Consider the following 21,924-nt stretch of genomic DNA (forward strand, 5'->3'; position numbering starts at 1 on the left):
CAGTCTGAGCTATGGCTGGGAGATTTTTATTTCGCCGCAGGATGCGCCCTTAGACAGGTAAATGTTATACTGTATGCGTTAATGCTAAATTCCCTGGCCAACTGACCTGCCTAATCCGGTCAGAAAAGGAGTGATAAAAATAAATGGCTATCGTTGTTAAAACGCTTTCCGAGCAAGCCTATGAGATCATACGAGAACGTATTCTCTCAAATGATATGCAGCCGGATAAACCAATCAGGCAGGACGCACTTTCTCAGACATTAGGCGTAAGTAAAATCCCACTTCGGGAAGCACTTACCCGCCTGGAACATGATGGATTATTAATTTCTCATCCCAATCGTGGCTTTCTGGTTCGCCCATTAACCGTAAACGAAGCCGAAGATGTGTTTGATTTGCGACTGAGTCTCGAGCCAGACGCCGCAGCTGAAGCGTGCAAAAAGGCCTCTGATGAGCAACGCGAAAAGGTAAAAGAGATCTTTATCGACTTGCAAAACCATGCCGATGAATGCTCTCCAGAGGCGGTTACTGTTAACAGCGCCTTTCACCTTGCACTCACTGAAATGCCGGACAAACCGGTCACACAGGTGCTGTTAGAACGGCTGCATTTGCTCAGCGAGCGTTACGTTCGCATGCATTTAGAACCGCCCAACCGCGAAGCAAATGCGTTTCGAGAGCACCAGGAAATTTTTGATGCCTGGATGGCAAGAGATGGCAAAGCAGTCAAAAAGCTGCTTAAAGCACACACCAAAGGCACGCTCGAAGACTTACGCGAGCAAATTCCCTCCTGAAGAAACCGGCATCTGCCGGTTTTTTTATATCTTCTGATTCAATTACCTCGAATGTCATTCAACGTGTTGCACGCTATTGCCCGCCCTGCAATGATTTTATATAGTATACAATCTACAATATCCAATCAGAGGTCCTATGAAGTCTGTCGCAATTATTGGCGGTGGTATTATTGGTCGAATCAGCGCCTTTGTGCTGTCAGAGCAGGGTTATCAGGTAACGGTTTTTGACAGTAGTCAGGAATTGACCGCCCCCTCGTGGAACAATGCCGGGCATATAGCCGTTGAACAGGTCACCCCGCTTTCTTCATACGCCTCTATTCGTACTGCTCCCAAACGTCTTTTCAGAGTAGGTGGTGCACTGGATTTCAACTTGTTTTCGCCGGGCGTAGCAAGCTGGGTTTGGCGCTATCTTCGCGCATCATCGCCTTCACGCTTCAAGGCCGGTACCGAAGCACTGGCTTCACTGGTTAATCAGGCTGAAGCAAGCTGGCTAGCGCTGACAACCCGTGCGCATGTGCCCGATTTATATCAAGGCACCGGACACTGGGTTGTGTGGGAATCTGCCGGCTCTGCAACCGCGGCTAGCCGTCATTGGTCCGGCTCTAACACCGGTAATACGCAGTTTACCGCCCTCGCCCCCAGCCAGATGGAATTAGTCCGGCAGCGAACCCATACGCACGTAGAAAACGGAATTGCTTTTAGTGGAACCGGCCGAATTACAAACTTACCGCTTCTGGCAGATACCCTAAAAAAGGCGATTATCGATAATGGCGGCAACTGGGAAAATCGTGCTATTTCGCCGTTAACGCAAGCCAACGGGAAAGCAGTGATACCCGCTTTCGAGGGCGACTTTGATGCGGTAGTGATGTGTGCTGGCGCAGCTTCAGGGCGTTTGCTTCGGCATATTTATCCTAACGTGCCGTTAATTGCCGAACGTGGCTATCACCTGGAAGTATCTTGCACTGAAGAAATGTGGCCATCAAACACCCCGCCACTGGTCTTTGAAGACCGCTCAATGATTGTTACGCGCTTCGCCAATACCTTGCGAGCCTGCAGTTTTGTTGAGTTCAGCGATTTGGATGCTCCAGCAGACGAACGCAAATGGCAACGACTGCTCGAACATTGCAAAGCACTTGGTCTGCCCATTGGTGACGACGCAAAAAAGTGGATGGGTGCTCGCCCCACGTTACCCGATTATCTCCCTGCAATAGGAAAAAGCCAACGCGCCAGTAACCTCTACTATGCGTTTGGCCACCAGCACCTCGGACTCACCTTAGGCGCCATTACCGGCGAAAAACTGGCAGCAATGATCACTGGCAACCATAGCGAAAGCGAGCAGAAACCCTTTGATATTGAGCGATTTAAGATCCGCCGAACGAATTAATCAGATCAATGGGTTGTTTTTATATCGTATACTATATAAAATCTACGATAAATCAGTAGACAGGATATAAACTAATGGCAATGCAAGATTCACAATGGACCGGCGTATTCCCGGCGGCCACAACCCAATTCGATAAAGAGTTAAATATCGATTTCGATGCCACCCAAAAAGGCTTTGAAAACCTGCTTAATGACGGCGTAAATGGCTTGGTTATTATTGGTACTTGCGGTGAGAACAACTCACTGAGTGCAGAAGAAAAACGAAAGGTGATTACGTCAGCCGCAGAAATAAAAGGTTCGGCACCAATCATTGCGGGTGTGTCTGAATTCACCACCGCCAATGCCATTAAATTCGCGCAGGATGCCGAGAAAGCCGGTGTTGATGCACTGATGCTGCTGCCAGGTATGGTTTACGTACCGACCGAAGATGAGTTGGTTGCCCACTTCCGTGCGGTAGCTGCAGAGACCTCTTTACCCATCATGTTGTATAACAATCCTACGTCGTACCGCGTAAACATGAGCCTGGACTCGTTAGAAAAGTTACGCGATGTAGACAACATCGTAGCCATCAAAGAAAGTGCCTCGGATACCCGTCGCTTTACTGATTTGATCAATGCCTACGGCGATCGCTTTAAAGTGCTGGCTGGTCTGGACGATGTGGCACTGGAAGGACTTATGCTGGGTGCATGCGCCTGGATTTCAGGTTTAACGTCAGCATTCCCTCAGGAATCGGTTGAACTGGTAAAAGCGTTTGAAAACGGCGACATGAAACGCGCGCTGGAAATTTACCGCTGGTTTATGCCGCTGCTTCACCTGGATGCCGGCCATGATTTGGTTCAGGCCATCAAACTGGCAGAAGAGATCATGGGCCGCGGTAGCGAGCGTGTACGTATGCCTCGGATGCCACTGGCCGGTGCTCGCCGCCAGGCTGTGATTGATATGGTCGAGAAAGCAGCTGCTACTCGTCCCACGCAACAAGGATAAGTGCTAAATGCGTCACACCTTCTTTTGTATCGACGGTCATACTGCCGGTAATCCGGTAAGGTTGATCACCGGCGGTCATCCGCAGCTCAAGGGCGAAAGCCTGAGCGAAATGCGACAGCATTTTATGCAGGATTTCGATTGGATCCGTCTGGGCATGATGTTCGAACCCCGTGGTCACGACATGATGTCAGGTGGATTCATCTATCCACCGGCCCATCCTGATGCAGATTTTGGTGTGATTTTCATAGAAACCAGTGGCTGCCTGCCTATGTGCGGCCACGGGTCTATTGGCATTATTACCTTCGGCTTAGAACACGGTCTGATCACGCCGAAAACACCGGGTAAACTGGTAATGGAAGCGCCTGCCGGTTTGATTCATGTCGAATACGAGATGAAAGGCCAGAAAGTACTTTGGGTAAAGCTTCGCAACGTTACTAGCTATCTGGCCAGAGAAAATATCATTATTGATGTGGCGGGTCTCGGCACCTTAAAAGTCGATGTGGCATACGGTGGTAACTATTACGCCATTGTTGAACCACAAGGTAATTACGCAGGGCTGGATTCGCTTAGTGCGGCACAGATCCTTGAATACAGTCCAAAAATCCGTACAGCCGTGCGCGAGCAGTATCAGCCGGTTCATCCGCTGAATCCATCAATTAACGGTGTCAGTCACGTGTTGTGGGCAGATACACCGTCTTCCACAGACGCCCACGGTCGTAATGCCGTGTTCTATGGCGACAAAGCCATCGATCGCAGCCCCTGTGGTACCGGCACCTCGGCACGAATGGCGCATCTTGCCGCACAAGGCAGGCTGAACGCAGGCGACACCTTTGTACATGAAAGTTATATCAAAAGCCGTTTCATCGGCAAGGTCGAGGAAGTCACCACGTTAGGCGACCTTCCCGCAATTACCCCGTCTATCCAGGGCACAGCTTACACCACTGGATTTAACCAGATTTGGATAGACGATGACGAGCCGTTTCCACAAGGCTTTCAGGTTATCTAAGCGATAACACACTCATTTATTCATAACGAAGAGAGAAGATTTAATGCAAGTCATCAATCTGAGTCATCATATTGGCGGACAAGTAGTAGAAGGTGCAGCGGCACTGGAGCAACACAACCCGTCGAAAGATAACGACCTAAAAGTCACCCTGCCTTCTGCTGATGCCGCAGTAGTAGACAGCGCAGTAGCAAACGCAACAGCCGCGTTCGACAAATTCCGCGACCAGGGTATTGAAGCACGTTCTGACGCACTGGCGAAAATTCAGCAACTTATCATAGCCAACAGTGAAGAACTGTCGGTATTGATTGCCCGTGAAACCGGTAAAACCCTTGGCGATGCCCGGGGTGAAGTGGGCCGTGCAGCCCGCATCTTTGGTTTCTTCTCCGGCGAGTGTTTACGCATTGTTGGTGAGCGCCTGGAATCAACTCGAAACGGCGCCATGGTAGAAATCGAATATGCTCCGGTGGGTGTTATCGGCCAGATCACGCCGTGGAACTTCCCTATTGCTATTCCGGCCTGGAAAATTGCACCGGCTCTGGCCTTTGGCAACACCGTAGTTTGGAAGCCATCTGAAGTGTCGTCTGCAACAGCAGCACGTCTAATGGAACTCATCCACGAAGGTGGCATTATGCCTGGTGCAGTAAACATGGTGCTAGGCGGTGGTGAAACCGGCGCGGCTATGTGTGAACATAGCGGCATTGATGCACTAAGCTTCACAGGCTCTGTGGCAACCGGTAAAAAAGTGCGCATGGCAGCCGCTGAACGTGGCATTCCAGTACAAACCGAAATGGGTGGCGTTAATGCCATGATCGTATTGGAAGATGCCGACCTTGAAGGCGCAGTAGATTTGGCGCTGAACGGCGCGTTCCTGGCAGCAGGCCAGCGTTGTACTGCGTGCTCACGCATTATTGTACAAGACAGCATCGCGGATAAATTTGCCGCCAGACTGGCCGAAAAAGTCGCTGCGCTGAAGGTTGGCGACCCGACGGACCCGTCAACCCATATTGGTCCATTGGCTTCACCAAAACAAAAAGCGCTGATCACCGAACAAACCGCGGTAATGGAAAACACTCCAGGGTCTAAACTGGTTTTCGGTGGTACTAAAGATCCACTGCCAGCCTGTTTCTTCCCGCCAACCCTGTTCGACCATGCGAAAGCAGGCGATCCCATTGCGCAGGAAGAAATCTTTGGTCCGGTGGCAGCCATGTTCCGTGTGCCCGACTACGAAACCGGTCTTGCAATGCTGAACGACTCCAAATACGGATTATCATCAGGACTTTGCACCACGTCACTCAAATATGCCGAGCACTTCAAGCGATATGCGAAAGCCGGCATGATGATGATTAATCTGCCAACCGCCGGTATTGATTACCATGTGCCGTTTGGCGGTGTCGGCGCCTCAAGCTACGGTGCCCGAGAACAAGGTCGGGCTGCGAAACAGTTTTATACGGTGATGAAAACCACCTACCTCAAAGGCTAAGTTCCGTTGGAAAGCCGCACCGCTCGTGTTCCGTGGTGCGGCTTTTTTTAAGGAGAAATTAAATGGATTTTCCCAGACGTTTTGCATCTTCCCTGTTGTTCTTACTGCCACTGCTTATTGCAGGTTGTGCAGACTCACTCACTCAGGAAAAGGAAGCCAGTTCGCAAAATGACTGGGAAAATCCCGCCATATTCAGTATCAACAGCTTGCCGGATAGAAGCTATTTTCTGTCTTACGATTCGGCTGATGCGGCAATGCGTGACGCCCCATCAGAAAATAAACGCCTGCTTTCCCTTAACGGTCTCTGGCAGTTTCACTTTTCCGAGAATCCAGAAAGTCGTCCGGTTAATTTCTATCAGCCAAATTTCGACGCCAGTGGTTGGCCAACCATACTCGTGCCGTCTAACTGGCAGATGCAAGGCTACGATTATCCCGTTTACACCACTTCTGGTTACCCTTTTCCCCGTAATAAACCCTTCATTTCGCAGGAATATCGCCCCGTAGGCTCCTATCTTCGCGAATTCACTTTACCTGAGAGTATGAGCGGTCAGCGTTTGATCCTGCATTTCGGTGCCGTGAAATCGGCCTATTATGTTTGGGTTAATGGCGTCAAAGTTGGATACAGTCAGGACAGTAAGCTGCCCGCTGAATTTGATATCACAGCGCTGGTACACGATGGCGATAACACACTTGCTGTGGAAGTTTATCGCTGGAGCGACGGCAGTTATCTGGAAGATCAGGATTTCTGGCGGTTAAGTGGCATTCAGCGGGATGTATTTATTCAAGCGGTACCGCAAACGCATTTATGGGATGTGGCTGTTACCGCAAGCTTAAGTGACAACTATCGTCGCGGACAATTCAACGTTACCACCACGCTTGCTCACATTCCTAAGGGGGCCGACTGTGCTGATGTTAAACTGACACTGAACAACCCAACTGGTGACACAATCTGGCAGCAAGAAAAATCAGTGGTGGTTAAGAATGAAAAAACCACAACCACCTTTTCTGCTGAATTTGACGACATTAAACCCTGGTCGGCGGAATCCCCCACCCTTTACGACCTGACAATAGCGGTAACCACAAACGGCCACACCGAGTATGTGCATCAGCCAGTAGGTTTTCGTAATGTGGAAATAAGCAACGGCCAGCTTAAAGTCAACGGCCAACCCATCATCATCAAAGGGGTGAACCGTCATGAGCATGACCCAGTATCAGGCCAGGTAGTCAGCCCCGAAGCCATGCTGAACGATATTCGCATGATGAAGGCGAACAATATCAATACGGTGCGCACCTCTCATTATCCTAACGATCCTTATTGGTACACGCTTACAGATAAATACGGGCTGTACGTGATTGACGAAGCCAATGTGGAAGCCCACGGTTATGGCTACAACGAAGATATGTCCATGGGCAATGATCCTGCCTTCAAAGCAGCCATTGTCGACAGGATGCATGGCATGATTGAACGGGATAAAAACCATCCTTCTATCATTTCCTGGTCGGTGGGCAATGAGATTGGTCCCGGCCCGAATATTCAAGCGTCATATGAACTCGCAAAATCCATGGACCCGACTCGAATCGCCCAATATGAAAACCGTCGCACCTGGCACCCCGGCAAAATGACCAACGTGATTGGCTGGATGTATGCCACCGAAAAAGAAATCGACGAAAAATATATCGGTAATTTTAACGATCAGCCGTTTATTTGGGTGGAATATTCCCACGCCATGGGCAATTCAAACGGTAATCTCAAAGAACTCTGGGAATTTGTATACGCGCACCCGCAGGTTCAGGGCGGCGCTATTTGGGATTGGATGGATCAGGGTTTATTAAAGCATGAAGCCGATGGCACAAGCTATTACGGTTACGGCGGCGACTTCGAACCTGCAGGCATCGATCATGCCGGGAACTTCTGTGCCAATGGCTTGCTAGCTTCCGATGGCACACCACACCCAGCATTACATGAGGTGAAGAAGGTTTATCAGAACATACACACCGAACTCTCCGAAGATAATCAGCTTATTATTTTCAATCGCTTTTTCTTTACTTCCCTCTCCGGTTTTACTGCGCACTGGGAATTACTAGAAGATGGACGAAAAACAGAACAAGGTACATTCCAGACTCCTGGTATTGCGCCGCAGTCTTCCCAGACTATCAGCCTCGATGGCGTATCTGGTAAAAACTTCAGCCAACAACACGAATACGTGCTGAACGTGCGCTTTACCCGCAATAACGCCGATGCGCTATTGCCAGCCGGCCATGAAGTGGCCAGTGACCAGTTTATTCTTACGTCTTCTGCGCCAACGTTGCCGCTCATTGTTACCACCAATAAGCCTACGATTAAAGACACTGAACACACAATCATGATTCATGCAGGGGAAACGCGCTATACCTTCACCAAACAAAACGCGCAGCTTCAGCAACTTGAGCTTGAAGGCAAACCGCTCCTTAAGGCTCCACTGCGACCAAACTTCTGGCGTGCCCTTACAGATAACGACTACGGCAACAAGTTCGGTGAAATTGCGGCAGACACATACAAATTTGCAGACGAAAAGGTGTCGGTTACCGGTATCGAAACGGTGCGAGATGATGATGCGGTACAACTGAATTTCGCGATATCCCTGGACGCCCTGCATAGTTCGGGCTTCCTACATTACCGCATTTATCCTGACGGCCAAGCCGATGTGACCTTTGTCGCTGACCTTGCCAGCGATCTGCCTGAGATGCCTCGGTTTGGTATGACGATGCAACTCAAAGAGGGTTTTGATGAGGCGCAATGGTATGGAAGAGGCCCGTTTGAGAACTATCAGGACCGTAAATTCAGCGCCGATTTAGGTATTTACCAGCAGTCGGTAAGCGAACTCTATACCCCATATATTCGTCCGCAAGAAAATGGCAACCGTGCTGATACCCGTTGGCTTTCACTGCAACACAACAAGGGTCCATCGCTACAGATCACCGGTATGCCAACCTTTGACTTTTCTGCCTTACACAACACCATCGCCGACTTCGATCATCCGAAAGAAGGGCCAAATAGGCATACCAGCGATATCAAGCCTAGAGAAATAACCGAGGTAAACATTGACTGGCGTCAACGGGGTTTAGGCGGTGATACCAGTTGGGGAGCATTACCCTACAATAAATACCGATTGCTTCCTGCAAGTGATAGCGACGCTTACCAATTATCTTTCCGACTAACGCCACAACAACAATGAAAAGGGAACCTATGCGACACGTAATCAAACGAAAACTGCCCCTCGCTATTTCACTGGCACTCGCCGTAGCGACAGCCAGCGCACCGGCTATCGCAGCTGAAAAAAACGTGAATGCTGCCGGTCTGAAACTGATTTTTGATGAAAGCGCTCAAACCCTGCTGTCTTTGCAACCTGATGCAGCAAAAGGCGTAGATTTCCTTTCTTATGAACATAACAGTAAGCGCGAAGGACCTGGCTACTATCAGCTGGGCGACATTGATTTGCGCGTCCGTCAGGCGGGCGGTGCATGGCAAGATTACTCTAGCGCACTGCAATTACAGCCGGTAAAAACACTGACGTCATCAACCGCATTGATGCACGCAGACATTACCAGCGACTTACCCGGTATTCCGCTTAATGTCAGCCGCACCTGGTCGGTAGACAACAATCAACTGGTACTGCGCTTTACGCTGAAAAATACCACCAGCGACGCGGTAGAAATAGGCGGTCTGGGTATCGCCATGGTGTTCGATAACATTCTTTCCGGTCGAGAACTGGATGATGCCCATGAAAAAGCCAATTACGCCGAACCCTACATGGGCATGGATGCAGGCTATGTGCAGGTGGTACGCCTGAACGGTAAAGGACCTGCGCTGCTGGTACTGCCGGAAGAAAATGCGCCCCTTACCGGATGGATGCCCATTCTTGGCGACACCCACGAAGACGGCTCCCCGGTTATTTACAATGATCCCACCGTGCGTACCCACACCTTCGAAGGCTTTTACGACTGGATGGTGTTCAACAAAGGTTTTGCCGACAACGAATGGAAAGGCAAGAAGCAGTGGAACGAACCGCGCAGCCTCACGCTGAAGCCTGGTGAGGGTTTTGACACCGCAGTACGATTCGCCCTGGCACCTGAAGTACGGCAAATTGAAGACATATTATCAGCGCAGCAGCGTCCGGTAGCCGTTGGTCTGCCCGGATATGTGGTGCCCAAAGACTTGCCTGCAAAGCTGTATCTCAATTCACCCAGCCCGGTTAAATCACTGGCTGTAGAGCCTGCTAATGCACTTACCGTAAAGGCGACAACACCGCAAAATGGCTGGGCAGCTTATAACGTAACCGGTAATCAATGGGGACAATCCCGCGTAACCATTACCTATGAAGACAACACCGTACAGACCGTGCACTATTTTGTATCGAAGGGGATGGCGCAGGCTGTCTCCGATTTAGGCGAATTCCTGTTCGATGAGCAATGGTTTGAAGGTGAGGATGATCCCTTCAAGCGTGGCCCTTCAATCATGAGCTACGATAACGACACCAAAGACATTGTGCTACAAGACCAACGGGTGTGGATTGCCGGGCTTAGTGATGAAGGCGGCGCGGGCTCCTGGCTGGCAGGCATTATGAAGCAGCTTGGACAACCCGACGCAGAAGAGATTGCGCAGTTTGAACGCTTTTACAATGAGGTTATTGATGGCAGGCTCCAGGTAAACGAAGGCGAAGGTAAGCATGGCGTGAAGAAGAGCCTGTTCTTCTACGACCCCGAAGCATTGCCTGATTACGAGTATAATCCCGATTTTAACTGGACCACTTGGGCTTCGTGGAGCAAAGAGCAGTCTGATAACTTGGGGCGTTCGTTCAACTATCCTCACGTTGCGGCGGCTCAATGGGTACTTTATCGCCTCGCCCGCTTTAATGAAGGGCTGGTAAAAACACATCCGTGGCAAACTTACCTGCAACGGGCAGCGCAAACCAGTATTGCCATGGCTGAACTTGCTCCGCACTATGCCCAGTTCGGACAAATGGAAGGCGATGTGTTCGTTGCCATACTCGACGACCTGTATGCAGAAGGCATGAATGCGCTGGCTGACAAACTGAAAGCGACCATGAAAGCCCGGGCCGATCACTGGTCAGAACTGGCCTATCCGTTTGGCAGTGAAATGCCCTGGGATTCCACCGGACAGGAAGAGGTGTATGCATGGATGCGCTACTTTGGTAACACACCTGCCGCCGAGCTCACCCGAGAGGTGATTTTGGGTTACGACTTTACACAACCACACTGGGGTTACAACGGCAGCGCTCGTCGTTTTTGGGATTTCCTTTACGCGGGTAAAGACAGCCGCATTGAACGTCAATTACATCACTATGGCTCCACCATCAATGCCATTCCACTGCTTGATAGCTTTCGCAGAAACCCTGACGATACCTATCTGCTGCGGGTTGGCTACGGCGGCATGATGGGCGGACTCACCAATATCCATGAGGATGGCTTTGCCTCTGCGGCCTTCCACAGCTTCCCGGATTATATGGAGTTCGACCCGTACTCCGGAGACTACGGCTCAAGTTTCTTTGGCCATGCTTTCGCCATTGGCAGTTACCTCATTAACGATGCAACGTTCGGCTGGCAAGGCTTCGGTGGATTAACCAAGGTTACCGACAATACGGTAACCATTACGCCAAAAGATGCTTTCCGTAACAGAGTCTACATTGCGCCAGCAAAGGTTTGGCTCACACTGGATGCCGGGAAGTTCAGTGCGGTAACCTGGCATAGTGATTCCAGTGAGATCACCGTTACCCTTGACGAGGCTACGAAGTTTACACCGACTGCCATGCTAAACATTGCTTCATTGGGGCAACCCTATCAGCCACAAGAAAAGCATTCGAAGACGGCGGGCAGAATCGCACTACCGTTGAATAAAAGCACAAAAACGGTGCTGTCTTTAACAAGTGCTACTGCCAATTAAATGGTAGAAAAGTGAACGCGGTATTCGTACATTTGTTGTCGAAATTCGACCAATGAAGGGTATAAAGCTCTTACTTATTTTCATATTATTAGCGGACTATAAAAATCCAGTTTTGCTCGTTGGGTAGCGTCATCGTTCCAGCGAGCAACACGTTCAGGGAAGAAGTTACCGCGCTTATGTTGTTATCTGCGATTTTACCCCTCTCAATCAGAGGCAGTTACGATGTTGATGACCTCGGTCGCACCAACATACTTTTCACTACGCTTCGCGCCTTTGGCGCAGACCAGGTTCTGAAAGAGATCCTGATTGTTTGTCCACCCAATGAAGTCAGCGTTATCCGGGAGCAAGTGAAGAAGTGGCCTGAATTTGTTATTCGGGTTGTTTCCGAAGAAGACATGGTGCCAGAACTCGCCACCCATCGTCAGGTGAGAGGCTGGCGCAAGCAACAGATGATCAAACTCGCGGCCCCCAGGGAATTGTCTACGCCCTATTATCTGACGTTAGATGCTGACGCCATATGCTTACGTCCGCTCACCGAATCGCTGTTGATCCCCGACGGCAAAGCGCTTCTGCAATATGAGAAACGCGCGCTTCATCCTCGCTGGTGGAAGTCGTCTTCACGAATTCTGAAAATGTCAGACCACGTTGGCGACCCGGAAGTCGGCATGACAGTTACGCCTGCCATTATGGCCAGCGATATTAGCGAAGCAACGGGTGAGGAAATAGCCGCAAACTTGCGTGGCAAGGGCTCCTGGGTAGATAAACTGTGTCGCCTTCACAACCCTAAATCTCCGTCTAATTGGACTTTCTACCGGCACTTACGCGGTCGCTGGACTGAATATTCGCTTTACTACTTTTGCGCACTCAAGCGTAACATGCTTGAGAAATATCATGTGACTGCAGGTTCGGATGCCTATCCACAACTGCTGCTTATCCACGACTCTCATCCGTTCGAACAATGGGTGCCAGAGCAGAGTTTTGCGCCTAACGGGCAAGGACTGTTCTGCGTTGTGAACAGCAGTATGCGTTTTGATATAGAAAATACGTGGCAAAAAATAGCACCGTTTGTGCCTGGCGCGTCAGATTTGAAAATGCCCTAAGCATCTTATTCTCATCACGCATTACACACAAAAAAACGCCCTGCCTATTAAAAGCAGGGCGTTCTTATTTCATGTTTTACATTAGAACGATGCTGTCAGGCCAATGTAAATTGAGCGGCCTAGCGGATCGTACATACCCGGGAACGTATTGCCGTTACCGAACGAGCTCAGCACGTTGGATACGATAATAGGAGGATCGCGGTCTAACAGGTTGTTGATACCACCACGGAAAACCAGGTGGTCGCCAACCGGAATGCTACCTGCCAGGTCGAAATAGCTATACGAGCCGATTTCTGCATTGATTTCATAATTCGTGCCTGTCAGGAACTCATTACTTTCATTCAAGCTCAGCTTCACGCTGTCCATGTAACGCCATAACAACGATACCTGTGCGTCCATCCAAGGCATCATCCAAGTTGCACGGGCATTGTGACGCCACTCAGGCACGGGCTGACCACATGAAGGACCATACAGACCTTTACAGTCGTAAGTACCCAGTCCAGGTTGAGGCTCGGTGACCATTTCGTTCAGATAGGTACCCACCAACTGCATACCCAATGAACCATACTCGCCCATTTCGTAGGTATAGTTTGCATTGATATCAACACCAGACGTTTGTAGATAACCCGTATTCAGTGTGGTTGACGTCACATAGCCATCTGTACCAAACAGCGTACCGGCGCGGCTACGGTTGAACAGGTCACAGTAATAGCTGTTACCCGTTGCAATACATTGGTTGATGATGAGGTTTGGATCGATAGAACCAATGTAATCTTCAACTTTGATGTTGTAGTAGTCCAGTGAAACAGACAGGTTTTCAACCGCTTCCGGCGTAATCACAATACCGACGGTGTAAGTGTCAGCTTCTTCAGGTCGCAGATTCGGATTACCACCATATTGCTGCACACAAGTTTCTGCAGGACATTCAATGATGTTGCCATACTGGGCTTCAGTCACGCCGGTGCGAGCACACTGTTCAAAGGTGGCTGAAGGGTTAGTACCCGCACATGGATCGGTACCGGAGTAATTACCCAACCCTTGTGAGGAAAACAGCTCAGACACATTAGGCGCACGAATCGCATGGTTGAAACTGGCGCGGAAACGCAGATCATCATTAGGCGAATAGCTCAGCTCAAACTTGTAAGTAGTTGCATCGTATTCAGATTCATTGCCTTCGTCATCGCTATTGGTGTATTCAGAATAACGCAGGCCAGCATTGATACCGAGATACTTCGCCCACGACGCATCTTCCACCAGCGGAATATCAATTTCGGTATAAACCTCGTCGACTTCAATCACGCCGTACGCGTCTTCAGTACCGTAAGATTCCGCAATTGCATCTGCTTCGAAATCCAGCACTTCTTTACGGTGCTCATAACCCACAACCATCGCAGGGCCCGTTATCGCCCATGGCAGAGAAATGTCGTAGTAATCCAGGTCGATTTGCGAGAAAGCGCTTAATACATCGAGGGTTTGCGTGCTTTCCGTAGAGTTCGATGTAAGGATGTAGTCAAATGCTTCATCTGAAATACCGCTGTAGGCGAATACATCAATAGGCACACAGGCAGAATCGCTACCATCAATGACTGAATTACAGGTTGCAACACCGTCTACGTCTGTTGCTAGCAACGCACGCGCAGCCCGCTCAGGGTTAACGTCGTTCATGAACGTTTCCTGATACAGCGCGGTTGTACGCAGGTAGCTTACGTCGTAAGTAATACCGTCGTTGATGTCACCGCGCATACCCAGATTAAAGCGGTAGTCGGTGTGACGAAGATTGTCGCGACGTGGGCGGGCATTTTCACCATCAAGTCGATAACCCACATAGGCATCGATAATCTCACTGGTGCCTGCCGACGTGCCACACAATGCCGCAGCCTGCTGGCTACTCATCAATGGGTTATCACAGTTAATGGCATAGTCGTCACCAAACCACAATGCAGACGGTGCAATTTGTGAGAAGCTCTGATCGTCCATAAACATGAAGCTACCATACACTTCGTCAGTATCTGTTACCGCATAGTGAGTCATCATGCCGGCGGTGTAACGTCGATCGACCCGTTGAATATAATTCAGCGGATTGTAGTTATACAGGTATTCATCGCCGTAGGTATCCCACTCTTTAGAGCCATCTTTGACGTTGTTATACGACCCGCCAGTCATTGGCCCGCTTAACACAGAAAACCGGCCCCAGGGATTGTTTCCTGAACCACCACAGGCATAACCATCTAAGGTACTGTTTGCGGAAATAGCGCACGCAGAATAGTCTCGCTCACTTTGCAATACAGGCTCTGTACGACGATAGCCAGCATAGAATGTGATATTCCCTTTACCATCGACAAAGTCGGTACCAGCAGCAAAGTTAAAATCGTACTTCTCGCCGTCCCACACACTGCTGTCTGGCACTTCGTAACCATAACTGGTAACCAGATCGCGCGTGGCACTGTCGTCGTTGTTATGCTGATAGCCACTCCCCTGAACATCAAAAATGATACCGTTAAGGTCGTCTTTCAGAATAAAGTTAACTACCCCGGAAATGGCATCAGAACCATATACCGCAGACGCACCACCGGTAACCACATCAACCCGCTCTACCAGCGCTGACGGGATGAAGTTAACGTCCATCCCCATGGTAGGCAGCATGCGCTGGCCATTGACCAAAGTCAGTACGCGGTTTGAGCCAAGGTTTCGCAGGTTGATCTGTGATGTACCGTCAGAGCCGTTAGACACGTTTTCGTTCGCGTCAGCAGTAAACTGGGGCATTTTATTCAGTACAGATTCAATGCTTGTTGCACCCTGGAATTTAATTTCCGAGTCATCCACAACAGAAATAGGGCTGTTGGTTGTGTATTCAGCGCGTTGTATGCGTGAACCGGTAACCGTTATGGCCTCTACTTCTGCACCCTCTGATGCGGCTTCCTGAGCCTGCACCATCAAGGGCGTAGCATTCATCATAGCGATGGCAGCTATCACTCCTTTTTTGATTGCAGAATGTTTAGTCATTGCTTCCTCACACGTGTTGAGCTTTATATTTTTATTGTTGGGAAGACCGTCTCTGTGTCTTCCTACGTGTACACTAAACACTCAATTACGAAGCAAAGTCAAATATATTATACGATATTCTATATAACATATCTTTTAATGGCCAAGCGGACTACATTTTAGTTATTTAAATTCAATGAGTTATTCCGCTTTGTAAAAATTAGCCAACGAAGGAACTATTTGTAAGTTATCTTTATTGATTTTTGCTCGACAAAATTTTGCGTGTAGAAAGAGTAAGAGGTGAGTGAAGAGAAACGGTAAAATACTCAGATGCGGTTCAGTGCCCGCTCTTTTACCGGTAACGCGCCTTTCTCCTAAAAACCTTCTTGAGTTACCTGACAAATTCAAATATCGTATACTGTATAACAACATAATAACCAACGTAGCACCCAACACGGCAGTGTTGTCTGTATGCACATTGATGCAGTGCAGGTAGAGTGCAACTACCCTAAAGGAAACGTTATGTGTCACCTGTGTCTAAAAACGGATCGCCGACAGGTCCTCAAAGGAATGACTGCACTTGCAGCGCTTTCTACCGTATCGCTTACTGCCTGCTCTCGTCAGGAAACCGCAGCGGTGGCAGCCAACCCACTGCCCAAAACTGCCAGCGCCCTACCCCTGAACGATGTACGCCTGCTCGATTCAGACTTTCTGAATGCGGTTACCGCAAACAGCAATTATTTGATGGAGCTCGAACCTGACCGCTTCTTACATAACTTCCATAAGTTTGCAGGGCTGGAACCTAAAGGGGAGATCTACGGCGGTTGGGAAGGCGACACCATTGCCGGGCACAGCCTTGGCCACTACATGTCAGCTTTAGCATTACTTCATGCGCAAACCGGCAACGTCGAAGCGAAAACTAGACTGGCTTACATTATTGATGAACTAGCCCGATGCCAGCAGGCACAGGGCGATGGTTATGTGGCGGGATTCACCCGTAAACGTAAAGACAAAACCATTGTGGATGGCAAAGAGATATTCGCAGAAATTAAAGCAGGCGATATTCGCTCTGCCGGTTTTGATTTGAATGGTTGCTGGGTACCCTTCTATAACTGGCATAAATTGTATGCAGGTTTCTTTGATGCGCAGACTTACTGTGGCCTTGAAAGTGGTATCCCGGTAGCGGTGGGCCTAGGTAAATACATCGAAGACGTTTTTGCGAACCTCACCGACAAGCAAGTGCAAACCGTTCTGGACTGCGAACATGGCGGCATAAACGAGAGCTTTGCTGAACTGTATGCGCGCACTCAAGATAACCGCTGGCTGGCTCTGGCTGAAAAGCTCTATCACAAAAAAGTCCTCTCCCCGCTGGCGAACGGCAAAGATGAACTGGCTAACATTCACGCCAATACGCAGGTACCCAAGCTTATTGGTCTTGCCCGCTTATATGAATTGACCGGCAAGTCCAGCGATCAGAAAGCAGCCCACTTTTTCTGGGAAACGGTAACTAATCATCATTCTTATGTGATTGGTGGTAACGCCGATCGTGAATATTTCTTTGATGCAGACAGTATTGCCAATCACATAACCGAGCAAACTTGTGAGGCGTGCAACACCTACAATATGCTTAAACTCACCCGCCATCTTTACAGTTGGCAGCCGGATGCAGCCTATTTCGACTATTATGAGCGCGCCCACTTAAACCACATGTTGGCACAAATCGACCCCGCTACCGGCATGGTGACCTATATGACACCGCTTATGTCAGGTGCTGCCCGCCACCATTCCAGTAAATTCGATAGCTTCTGGTGCTGCACGGGTTCTGGCATGGAAACCCACGCCAAGCATGGAGATTCTATTTGGTGGCAGGGAGACGATACCTTATTTGTGAATCTGTACATTCCTTCAAAGGTTGACTGGAAGGCCGGTCAGGCTGCCATCACCATGGATACCGCTTACCCATACGCAGGTGCAGTGAATCTCACGGTGGATAAAGCGGAAAAAGCATTCCGCTTAGCCATGCGTATTCCTGCATGGGTAGGTGACGACTGGACACTAACCGTGAATGGCGAACCCTCTCAAACCGAAAAAGAAAAAGGCTACGCCTATATTCAGCGCCGCTGGAAAGCCGGTGACAAAGTGGCACTGGAACTACCACTCCCATTGCGTCTTGAGGCCACACCGGGCAACGACAACGTTGTGGCCATTCTGCAAGGACCAATGGTGATGGCTGCGGATTTAGGAAGTAGCGACGAGCCCTGGAATGGTACCGCGCCGGCCTTAGTAGGCAGCGATTTAATTGCCGGCCTGGTCAGTAAGAATGCTGATGAGGCAGTGTATCAGTCTGAAGGCATTGGTCGCCCGGCAGACATGAAGTTCTCGCCTTTTTATGCCAACCACCATCGTCGTAGCGCGGTGTATTTCGAAAAATTTACCGACGCCGAATGGGCGGATGCTGAAATTGCTTACGCTGCCGAGCAAGCGCGCCTTAAAGATCTTGCCGAGCGCTCTGTGGATGTCATGCACTTAGGCGAAATGCAGGCTGAGCGGGATCATAATCTGGAATCAGAAATCAGTTACCCTGTGGTGTACCGTGGCCGCAATGGCCGTGATGCGCGAACCGGCGGCTTCTTTAGCTTCGACTTTGAGGTCGCACCGGGGCCACTGAAACTTCAAGCGTCATACTGGGGTGAAGAACGCGCACGGGAGTTTTATATTCTGATCGACGGGGAAAAGGTCGCCACACAAACACTTGATTTTGATAAACCCGGTAAATTCTTTGACGTGGTGTACGACATTCCAGAGTCTGTTACCAAGGGTAAGAAAAAGGTGAATGTGCGTTTTGAACCCAAAAAAGGTAATACTGCCGGCCCAGTGTTTGGCGTACTGCTGTTCAAACCTAAAATACAAAGCGCATAGTTGTGGCGCCTAAGCGATTGCGCTAAGCCCAATGATAAAAAATCGCCCTGCTTTTGCAGGGCGACGTTGTTTATTGCACTACACCAATGGCCACTGGCGATTCACCTTTTTTCACTGGCGGCGTTTCATTGATCATGAGCACCGTACCTTTTACGGTAGCCTTTAATATTTGCTTACTGTTGCCAAAATAATCACTGACTTCACCAACGATTATTCCGGGTGTTACTTGCGCGCCAATTTCAACCTTAGGCGTAAAGAAGCCATCGAAGTCGCTTCCAACATAATCAATGGTTTCGTAAATGACGGCGTCGTCGTTCGCAGGCACTTCCCCAGGGATCATGTTCAGGAAAATCATCGCATTTCGGGCAACGTCCAATGCGAACTGAATCGATGCTTCTTCGCGCTGCTGATTATCGCCAATTTCAGTGGTTAAACTCGGCTTACCTCGCGTCATGCCCGTATTTGGAAACGAAATTGAGTTTTCAGGGTCACGCGGACGGTCGCCGTACATGATGATTTGTTTCATACCGGTGGCTTTCGCAAATTCGAATGTCAGCGCATCCAGCTTCTCATCACCCACAAACGGCGAATAAACGTGATCATAAAGTTTCTGATTCGCGCTGCCAGAGTGCATATCGATAAAGAAATCCGCCTTTTCGATAAACTCACGGGTCAGTAGCGCTGCAATTTGCTCAGTAGCGGTACCGTTTTCGCTACCCGGAAACTCGCGGTTCAGGTTCTTGTTATCCTTCGGGTTCAACGCCAGACGACGGGCATGGAAACCGTCCAGATTCGCCAGATGTAAAATGATCACCGTGCCTTTCACCGCTTTAGGATCAAGCGATTTTGCCAGGCGTTGCAGCGCAAACATCGACGGATATTCATCGCCGTGGGTTCCGGCGGCAAGCAGTAAAACCGGTCCATTCTGCTCACCGTTCACCACGGTAACAGGAAGTCGTATATCACCTTCCTGCGCGATGTAAGCACGTTTCTCGCCTACACCCGTTTTAACGCCAACAAGGGTAAAAGCCTCTTTAGCAAATACGTTTAAACTGAAACAACAAAGTGTAGCAATCAAACTTTTGCTAACAATGCACGATATGCGTTTAGATAACATAGAAAATGCGTCCTGATTAATAAAATGCGATTGGAAACGAGCAGGGCCACTGAAGGCTGGCCCTGTTGAATAAAGGATTAATTAAAATGCGTATTTTACGCTCAGTCTCGCCATGCGCGGCTTGCCGGGCTGTGTCCAGAGGGCAGAGTAAGAATTGTCGTAATATTCTTTATCAAACAAATTATCGATAACCAGACGCGCCGTCAGTGCTGGCGTTAGCTCAACAGAGCCAGCAACATCAACGGTTGTGTAGCTTGGCAGAATATACGAGGGATCAACAGCATCACCGAGTCTTTCGTCGACATAAGTCAATCCGGCGCTTAGGCTGGTGGGGTATCCGCTCACCGTTAGCTGGTGGTTCACAGTCACATTCAGCGAATTCTCCGGTACGTTCACCAATGGCGTACCTGCTGGAATTTCAATCCACCAATCAGGGCTAGTGATAGCGTTCTGGTTCGCAGCATCGATGTAAGCATAGGAAACCGTTAACATTGTGGCGTCGCCCAATGCCGCATTCAGGTCGATTTCCACACCTTCACTTTCTACTTCGCCCACTGCAAAGTTGGCACCGCTAACCGGATCTACCGAAAGGATATTCGACTTCTCAGCGTGGAAAACCGCAATCGTGCCGGTAATTGATTCATTGTCGGTGCTGAACTTTAAGCCACCTTCATAAGAGATACTCTCTTCAGGTTCAAAAGAATTGCCGTTGATATCGGCGCCGCTGTTCGGTCTGAAACCCTCCGAGTAACTTATGTAAAACGAGTAATTGTCGTTAGGTACATACACGGCGCCCAACCTTGGACTTGTCGCGGAGCGGTCTTGAGATGTCACCACATCGCTAATTAGGTTATGACTATCCAGGCTGAAATCATCAAACCGCAAGCCCACCAGCAACTTAAACTCATCAGAAACATCGATTTGGTCCTGAATATAAATCCCATAAGCTTGCTGGTCTTCCTGTACATCCGTAACCAGGGAGAGAGGCGCATCAGCGGGAGAAGATAACCCGTATTGTGGGTTCAGATAATCGACATTGTAAGTGGTATCGTCAGCAGTTGTCCGCCACCGGTTAAGCGACTGGTGGTAATCATAGTCGTAGGCGTCGGCGCCAACAAGAACGTGATGCGTAACATTGCCGGTATTCAGCTCACCACTCAGTTCAAAGCGGCCTGATAAATCTGTGGTGTCGTAGTCGCGATACCGACGCTGGCGACTTAATGTTTCGCCATCAATTAATAGTTGCTGACGACCCGGAGCCACTTCAGGTTCAGTGGAATACCCTTCGAACGATGAATCGCGGTAACTAATACCACCGTTAATACTCCAGTTCTCATTAATTTTACTCTGCATGGAAACCTGGTGCGCAATGCCTTCGATAGTCATTGGGCCATCTGAAGGCTCGCCGTAGAACGTATCGATAGGCACAAGCCCAAACTGGCTATTGAGGATAGGGATACCACGGTCGAATAATGCTTCCTGGTCGATAATTTCTAATTCGTAGAAGAAGCTGGTGTCTTCATTCAGTTGATAAACAACCGACGGCGTAAAAAACAATTTTTTACTGTTCAACGCATCCCGGAAGCTGCCTGCATCTTCGTACGCGCCATTAGCGCGAAATGCGATATCAGCTGTCACAGCGTTAGTGTAGTCACCTTCTACGCGATAGAGATCGTAGCTACCTACAGTGGCTTCAACATACCCTTCTTCAGCGAAGGCTGGTTTTTTAGTGATGATATTAATAGTGCCGCCTGGTTCACCACGACCATAAAGTGCAGAGCCCGGCCCTTTCAGTACTTCGATAGACTGGATACTGGACGCATCGCGTTTCCCGGTAAAACCGCGACCGGTATTGAACCCGTTCACCAGATACCCGGAAGGACGGTTGCCGTCGCCCGCAAAACCACGAATCGCAAAACTGTCCCAAAGGCCACCAAAGTTATTCTGACTCGAGATACCACTGGTAAACTTAAGTGCACTTTGCAGGTCAACAATGCCCATTTCATCTAACATTGCTTCGGAAATAATGTCGACAGATTGTGGCAGTTCCTTCAGCGGTACATCGCCTCTGTATGCCTGACGTTGTTTCACAACGGAAATATGTTCCAGACTATCGCCATCATTGTTGTCGGTTTGGGCCCAAACTGGCAATGTAGAAAAGCTCGTCAGCACGGCTAGCGCTAATAGGCTTTTCGCAGGTTTTACATGTAACTTACGCATTTTA

General features: G+C 49.4%; 12 protein-coding genes. 9 read left to right on the forward strand and 3 right to left on the reverse strand.

All coding sequences use genetic code 11. The features are described from left to right. Positions 1 to 143 precede the first annotated feature (143 nt). From ACXAGX_RS10920 to ACXAGX_RS10955, 8 genes are all read left to right on the forward strand, one after another. Complete coding sequence (locus ACXAGX_RS10920; protein ID WP_070125872.1) at positions 144 to 788, forward strand: GntR family transcriptional regulator; 645 nt, start codon at positions 144 to 146, stop codon at positions 786 to 788. A 136-nt stretch (positions 789 to 924) separates the two neighbouring features. After that, on the forward strand, positions 925 to 2,172 hold the full coding sequence (locus ACXAGX_RS10925; protein WP_474838301.1) for an NAD(P)/FAD-dependent oxidoreductase: 1,248 nt from the start codon (positions 925 to 927) through the stop codon (positions 2,170 to 2,172). Positions 2,173 to 2,246: 74 nt separating this feature from the next. Beyond that, positions 2,247 to 3,155: a dihydrodipicolinate synthase family protein gene (locus ACXAGX_RS10930; protein ID WP_474838303.1), complete on the forward strand. Its 909-nt coding sequence runs from the start codon at positions 2,247 to 2,249 to the stop codon at positions 3,153 to 3,155. A gap of 7 nt (positions 3,156 to 3,162) precedes the next feature. Next, positions 3,163 to 4,161, forward strand: coding sequence for a 4-hydroxyproline epimerase (locus tag ACXAGX_RS10935; protein ID WP_474838305.1), 999 nt, complete (start codon positions 3,163 to 3,165; stop codon positions 4,159 to 4,161). 43 nt (positions 4,162 to 4,204) lie between these two features. Then, positions 4,205 to 5,641, forward strand: a complete 1,437-nt coding sequence (locus ACXAGX_RS10940; protein WP_474838307.1) for an aldehyde dehydrogenase family protein — start codon at positions 4,205 to 4,207, stop codon at positions 5,639 to 5,641. Positions 5,642 to 5,703: 62 nt separating this feature from the next. After that, on the forward strand, positions 5,704 to 8,856 hold the full coding sequence (gene lacZ, locus ACXAGX_RS10945) for a beta-galactosidase, LacZ type (RefSeq protein ID WP_474838309.1): 3,153 nt from the start codon (positions 5,704 to 5,706) through the stop codon (positions 8,854 to 8,856). Between the two features lie 11 nt (positions 8,857 to 8,867). Continuing rightward, the gene (locus ACXAGX_RS10950; RefSeq protein WP_474838311.1) at positions 8,868 to 11,582 is read left to right on the forward strand and encodes a DUF5695 domain-containing protein; all 2,715 of its coding nucleotides are present in this window, start codon (positions 8,868 to 8,870) and stop codon (positions 11,580 to 11,582) included. 176 nt (positions 11,583 to 11,758) lie between these two features. Continuing rightward, positions 11,759 to 12,682 carry a DUF6492 family protein gene (locus ACXAGX_RS10955; RefSeq protein ID WP_474838312.1) on the forward strand — a complete coding sequence of 308 codons (924 nt, stop codon included), beginning with the start codon at positions 11,759 to 11,761 and terminating at the stop codon, positions 12,680 to 12,682. A gap of 81 nt (positions 12,683 to 12,763) precedes the next feature. Here the strand turns inward: ACXAGX_RS10955 and ACXAGX_RS10960 are convergent, their stop codons facing one another. Further along, positions 12,764 to 15,685: a TonB-dependent receptor domain-containing protein gene (locus ACXAGX_RS10960; RefSeq protein ID WP_474824816.1), complete on the reverse strand. Its 2,922-nt coding sequence runs from the start codon at positions 15,683 to 15,685 to the stop codon at positions 12,764 to 12,766. A 549-nt stretch (positions 15,686 to 16,234) separates the two neighbouring features. On the opposite strand from ACXAGX_RS10960, the gene ACXAGX_RS10965 reads away from it, so the two are divergent. Next, positions 16,235 to 18,583 carry a beta-L-arabinofuranosidase domain-containing protein gene (locus tag ACXAGX_RS10965; protein ID WP_474838314.1) on the forward strand — a complete coding sequence of 783 codons (2,349 nt, stop codon included), beginning with the start codon at positions 16,235 to 16,237 and terminating at the stop codon, positions 18,581 to 18,583. 70 nt (positions 18,584 to 18,653) lie between these two features. Here ACXAGX_RS10965 and ACXAGX_RS10970 read toward each other — a convergent pair whose 3' ends face one another. Together ACXAGX_RS10970 and ACXAGX_RS10975 are read right to left on the reverse strand one after the other, a co-directional pair. Continuing rightward, positions 18,654 to 19,700 (reverse strand): M14 family metallopeptidase, encoded by a 1,047-nt coding sequence (locus tag ACXAGX_RS10970; protein ID WP_474838316.1) that lies wholly within the window; start codon positions 19,698 to 19,700, stop codon positions 18,654 to 18,656. 81 nt (positions 19,701 to 19,781) lie between these two features. Continuing rightward, complete coding sequence (locus tag ACXAGX_RS10975; RefSeq protein ID WP_474838318.1) at positions 19,782 to 21,920, reverse strand: TonB-dependent siderophore receptor; 2,139 nt, start codon at positions 21,918 to 21,920, stop codon at positions 19,782 to 19,784. Positions 21,921 to 21,924 lie beyond the last annotated feature (4 nt).

Source organism: Alteromonas sp. ABV4_515 (assembly GCF_056160345.1).

Bases quoted from the DNA above. Each gene is read 5' to 3' on its own strand.
- ACXAGX_RS10940 (WP_474838307.1), top strand. From the start codon at position 4,205: ATGCAAGTCATCAATCTGAGTCATCATATTGGCGGACAAGTAGTAGAA.
- ACXAGX_RS10925 (WP_474838301.1), top strand. From the start codon at position 925: ATGAAGTCTGTCGCAATTATTGGCGGTGGTATTATTGGTCGAATCAGC.
- ACXAGX_RS10975 (WP_474838318.1), bottom strand. From the start codon at position 21,920: ATGCGTAAGTTACATGTAAAACCTGCGAAAAGCCTATTAGCGCTAGCC.
- ACXAGX_RS10930 (WP_474838303.1), top strand. From the start codon at position 2,247: ATGGCAATGCAAGATTCACAATGGACCGGCGTATTCCCGGCGGCCACA.
- ACXAGX_RS10965 (WP_474838314.1), top strand. From the start codon at position 16,235: ATGACTGCACTTGCAGCGCTTTCTACCGTATCGCTTACTGCCTGCTCT.
- ACXAGX_RS10955 (WP_474838312.1), top strand. From the start codon at position 11,759: ATGTTGTTATCTGCGATTTTACCCCTCTCAATCAGAGGCAGTTACGAT.
- ACXAGX_RS10970 (WP_474838316.1), bottom strand. From the start codon at position 19,700: ATGTTATCTAAACGCATATCGTGCATTGTTAGCAAAAGTTTGATTGCT.
- ACXAGX_RS10935 (WP_474838305.1), top strand. From the start codon at position 3,163: ATGCGTCACACCTTCTTTTGTATCGACGGTCATACTGCCGGTAATCCG.
- ACXAGX_RS10950 (WP_474838311.1), top strand. From the start codon at position 8,868: ATGCGACACGTAATCAAACGAAAACTGCCCCTCGCTATTTCACTGGCA.
- ACXAGX_RS10960 (WP_474824816.1), bottom strand. From the start codon at position 15,685: ATGACTAAACATTCTGCAATCAAAAAAGGAGTGATAGCTGCCATCGCT.
- ACXAGX_RS10920 (WP_070125872.1), top strand. From the start codon at position 144: ATGGCTATCGTTGTTAAAACGCTTTCCGAGCAAGCCTATGAGATCATA.
- lacZ (WP_474838309.1), top strand. From the start codon at position 5,704: ATGGATTTTCCCAGACGTTTTGCATCTTCCCTGTTGTTCTTACTGCCA.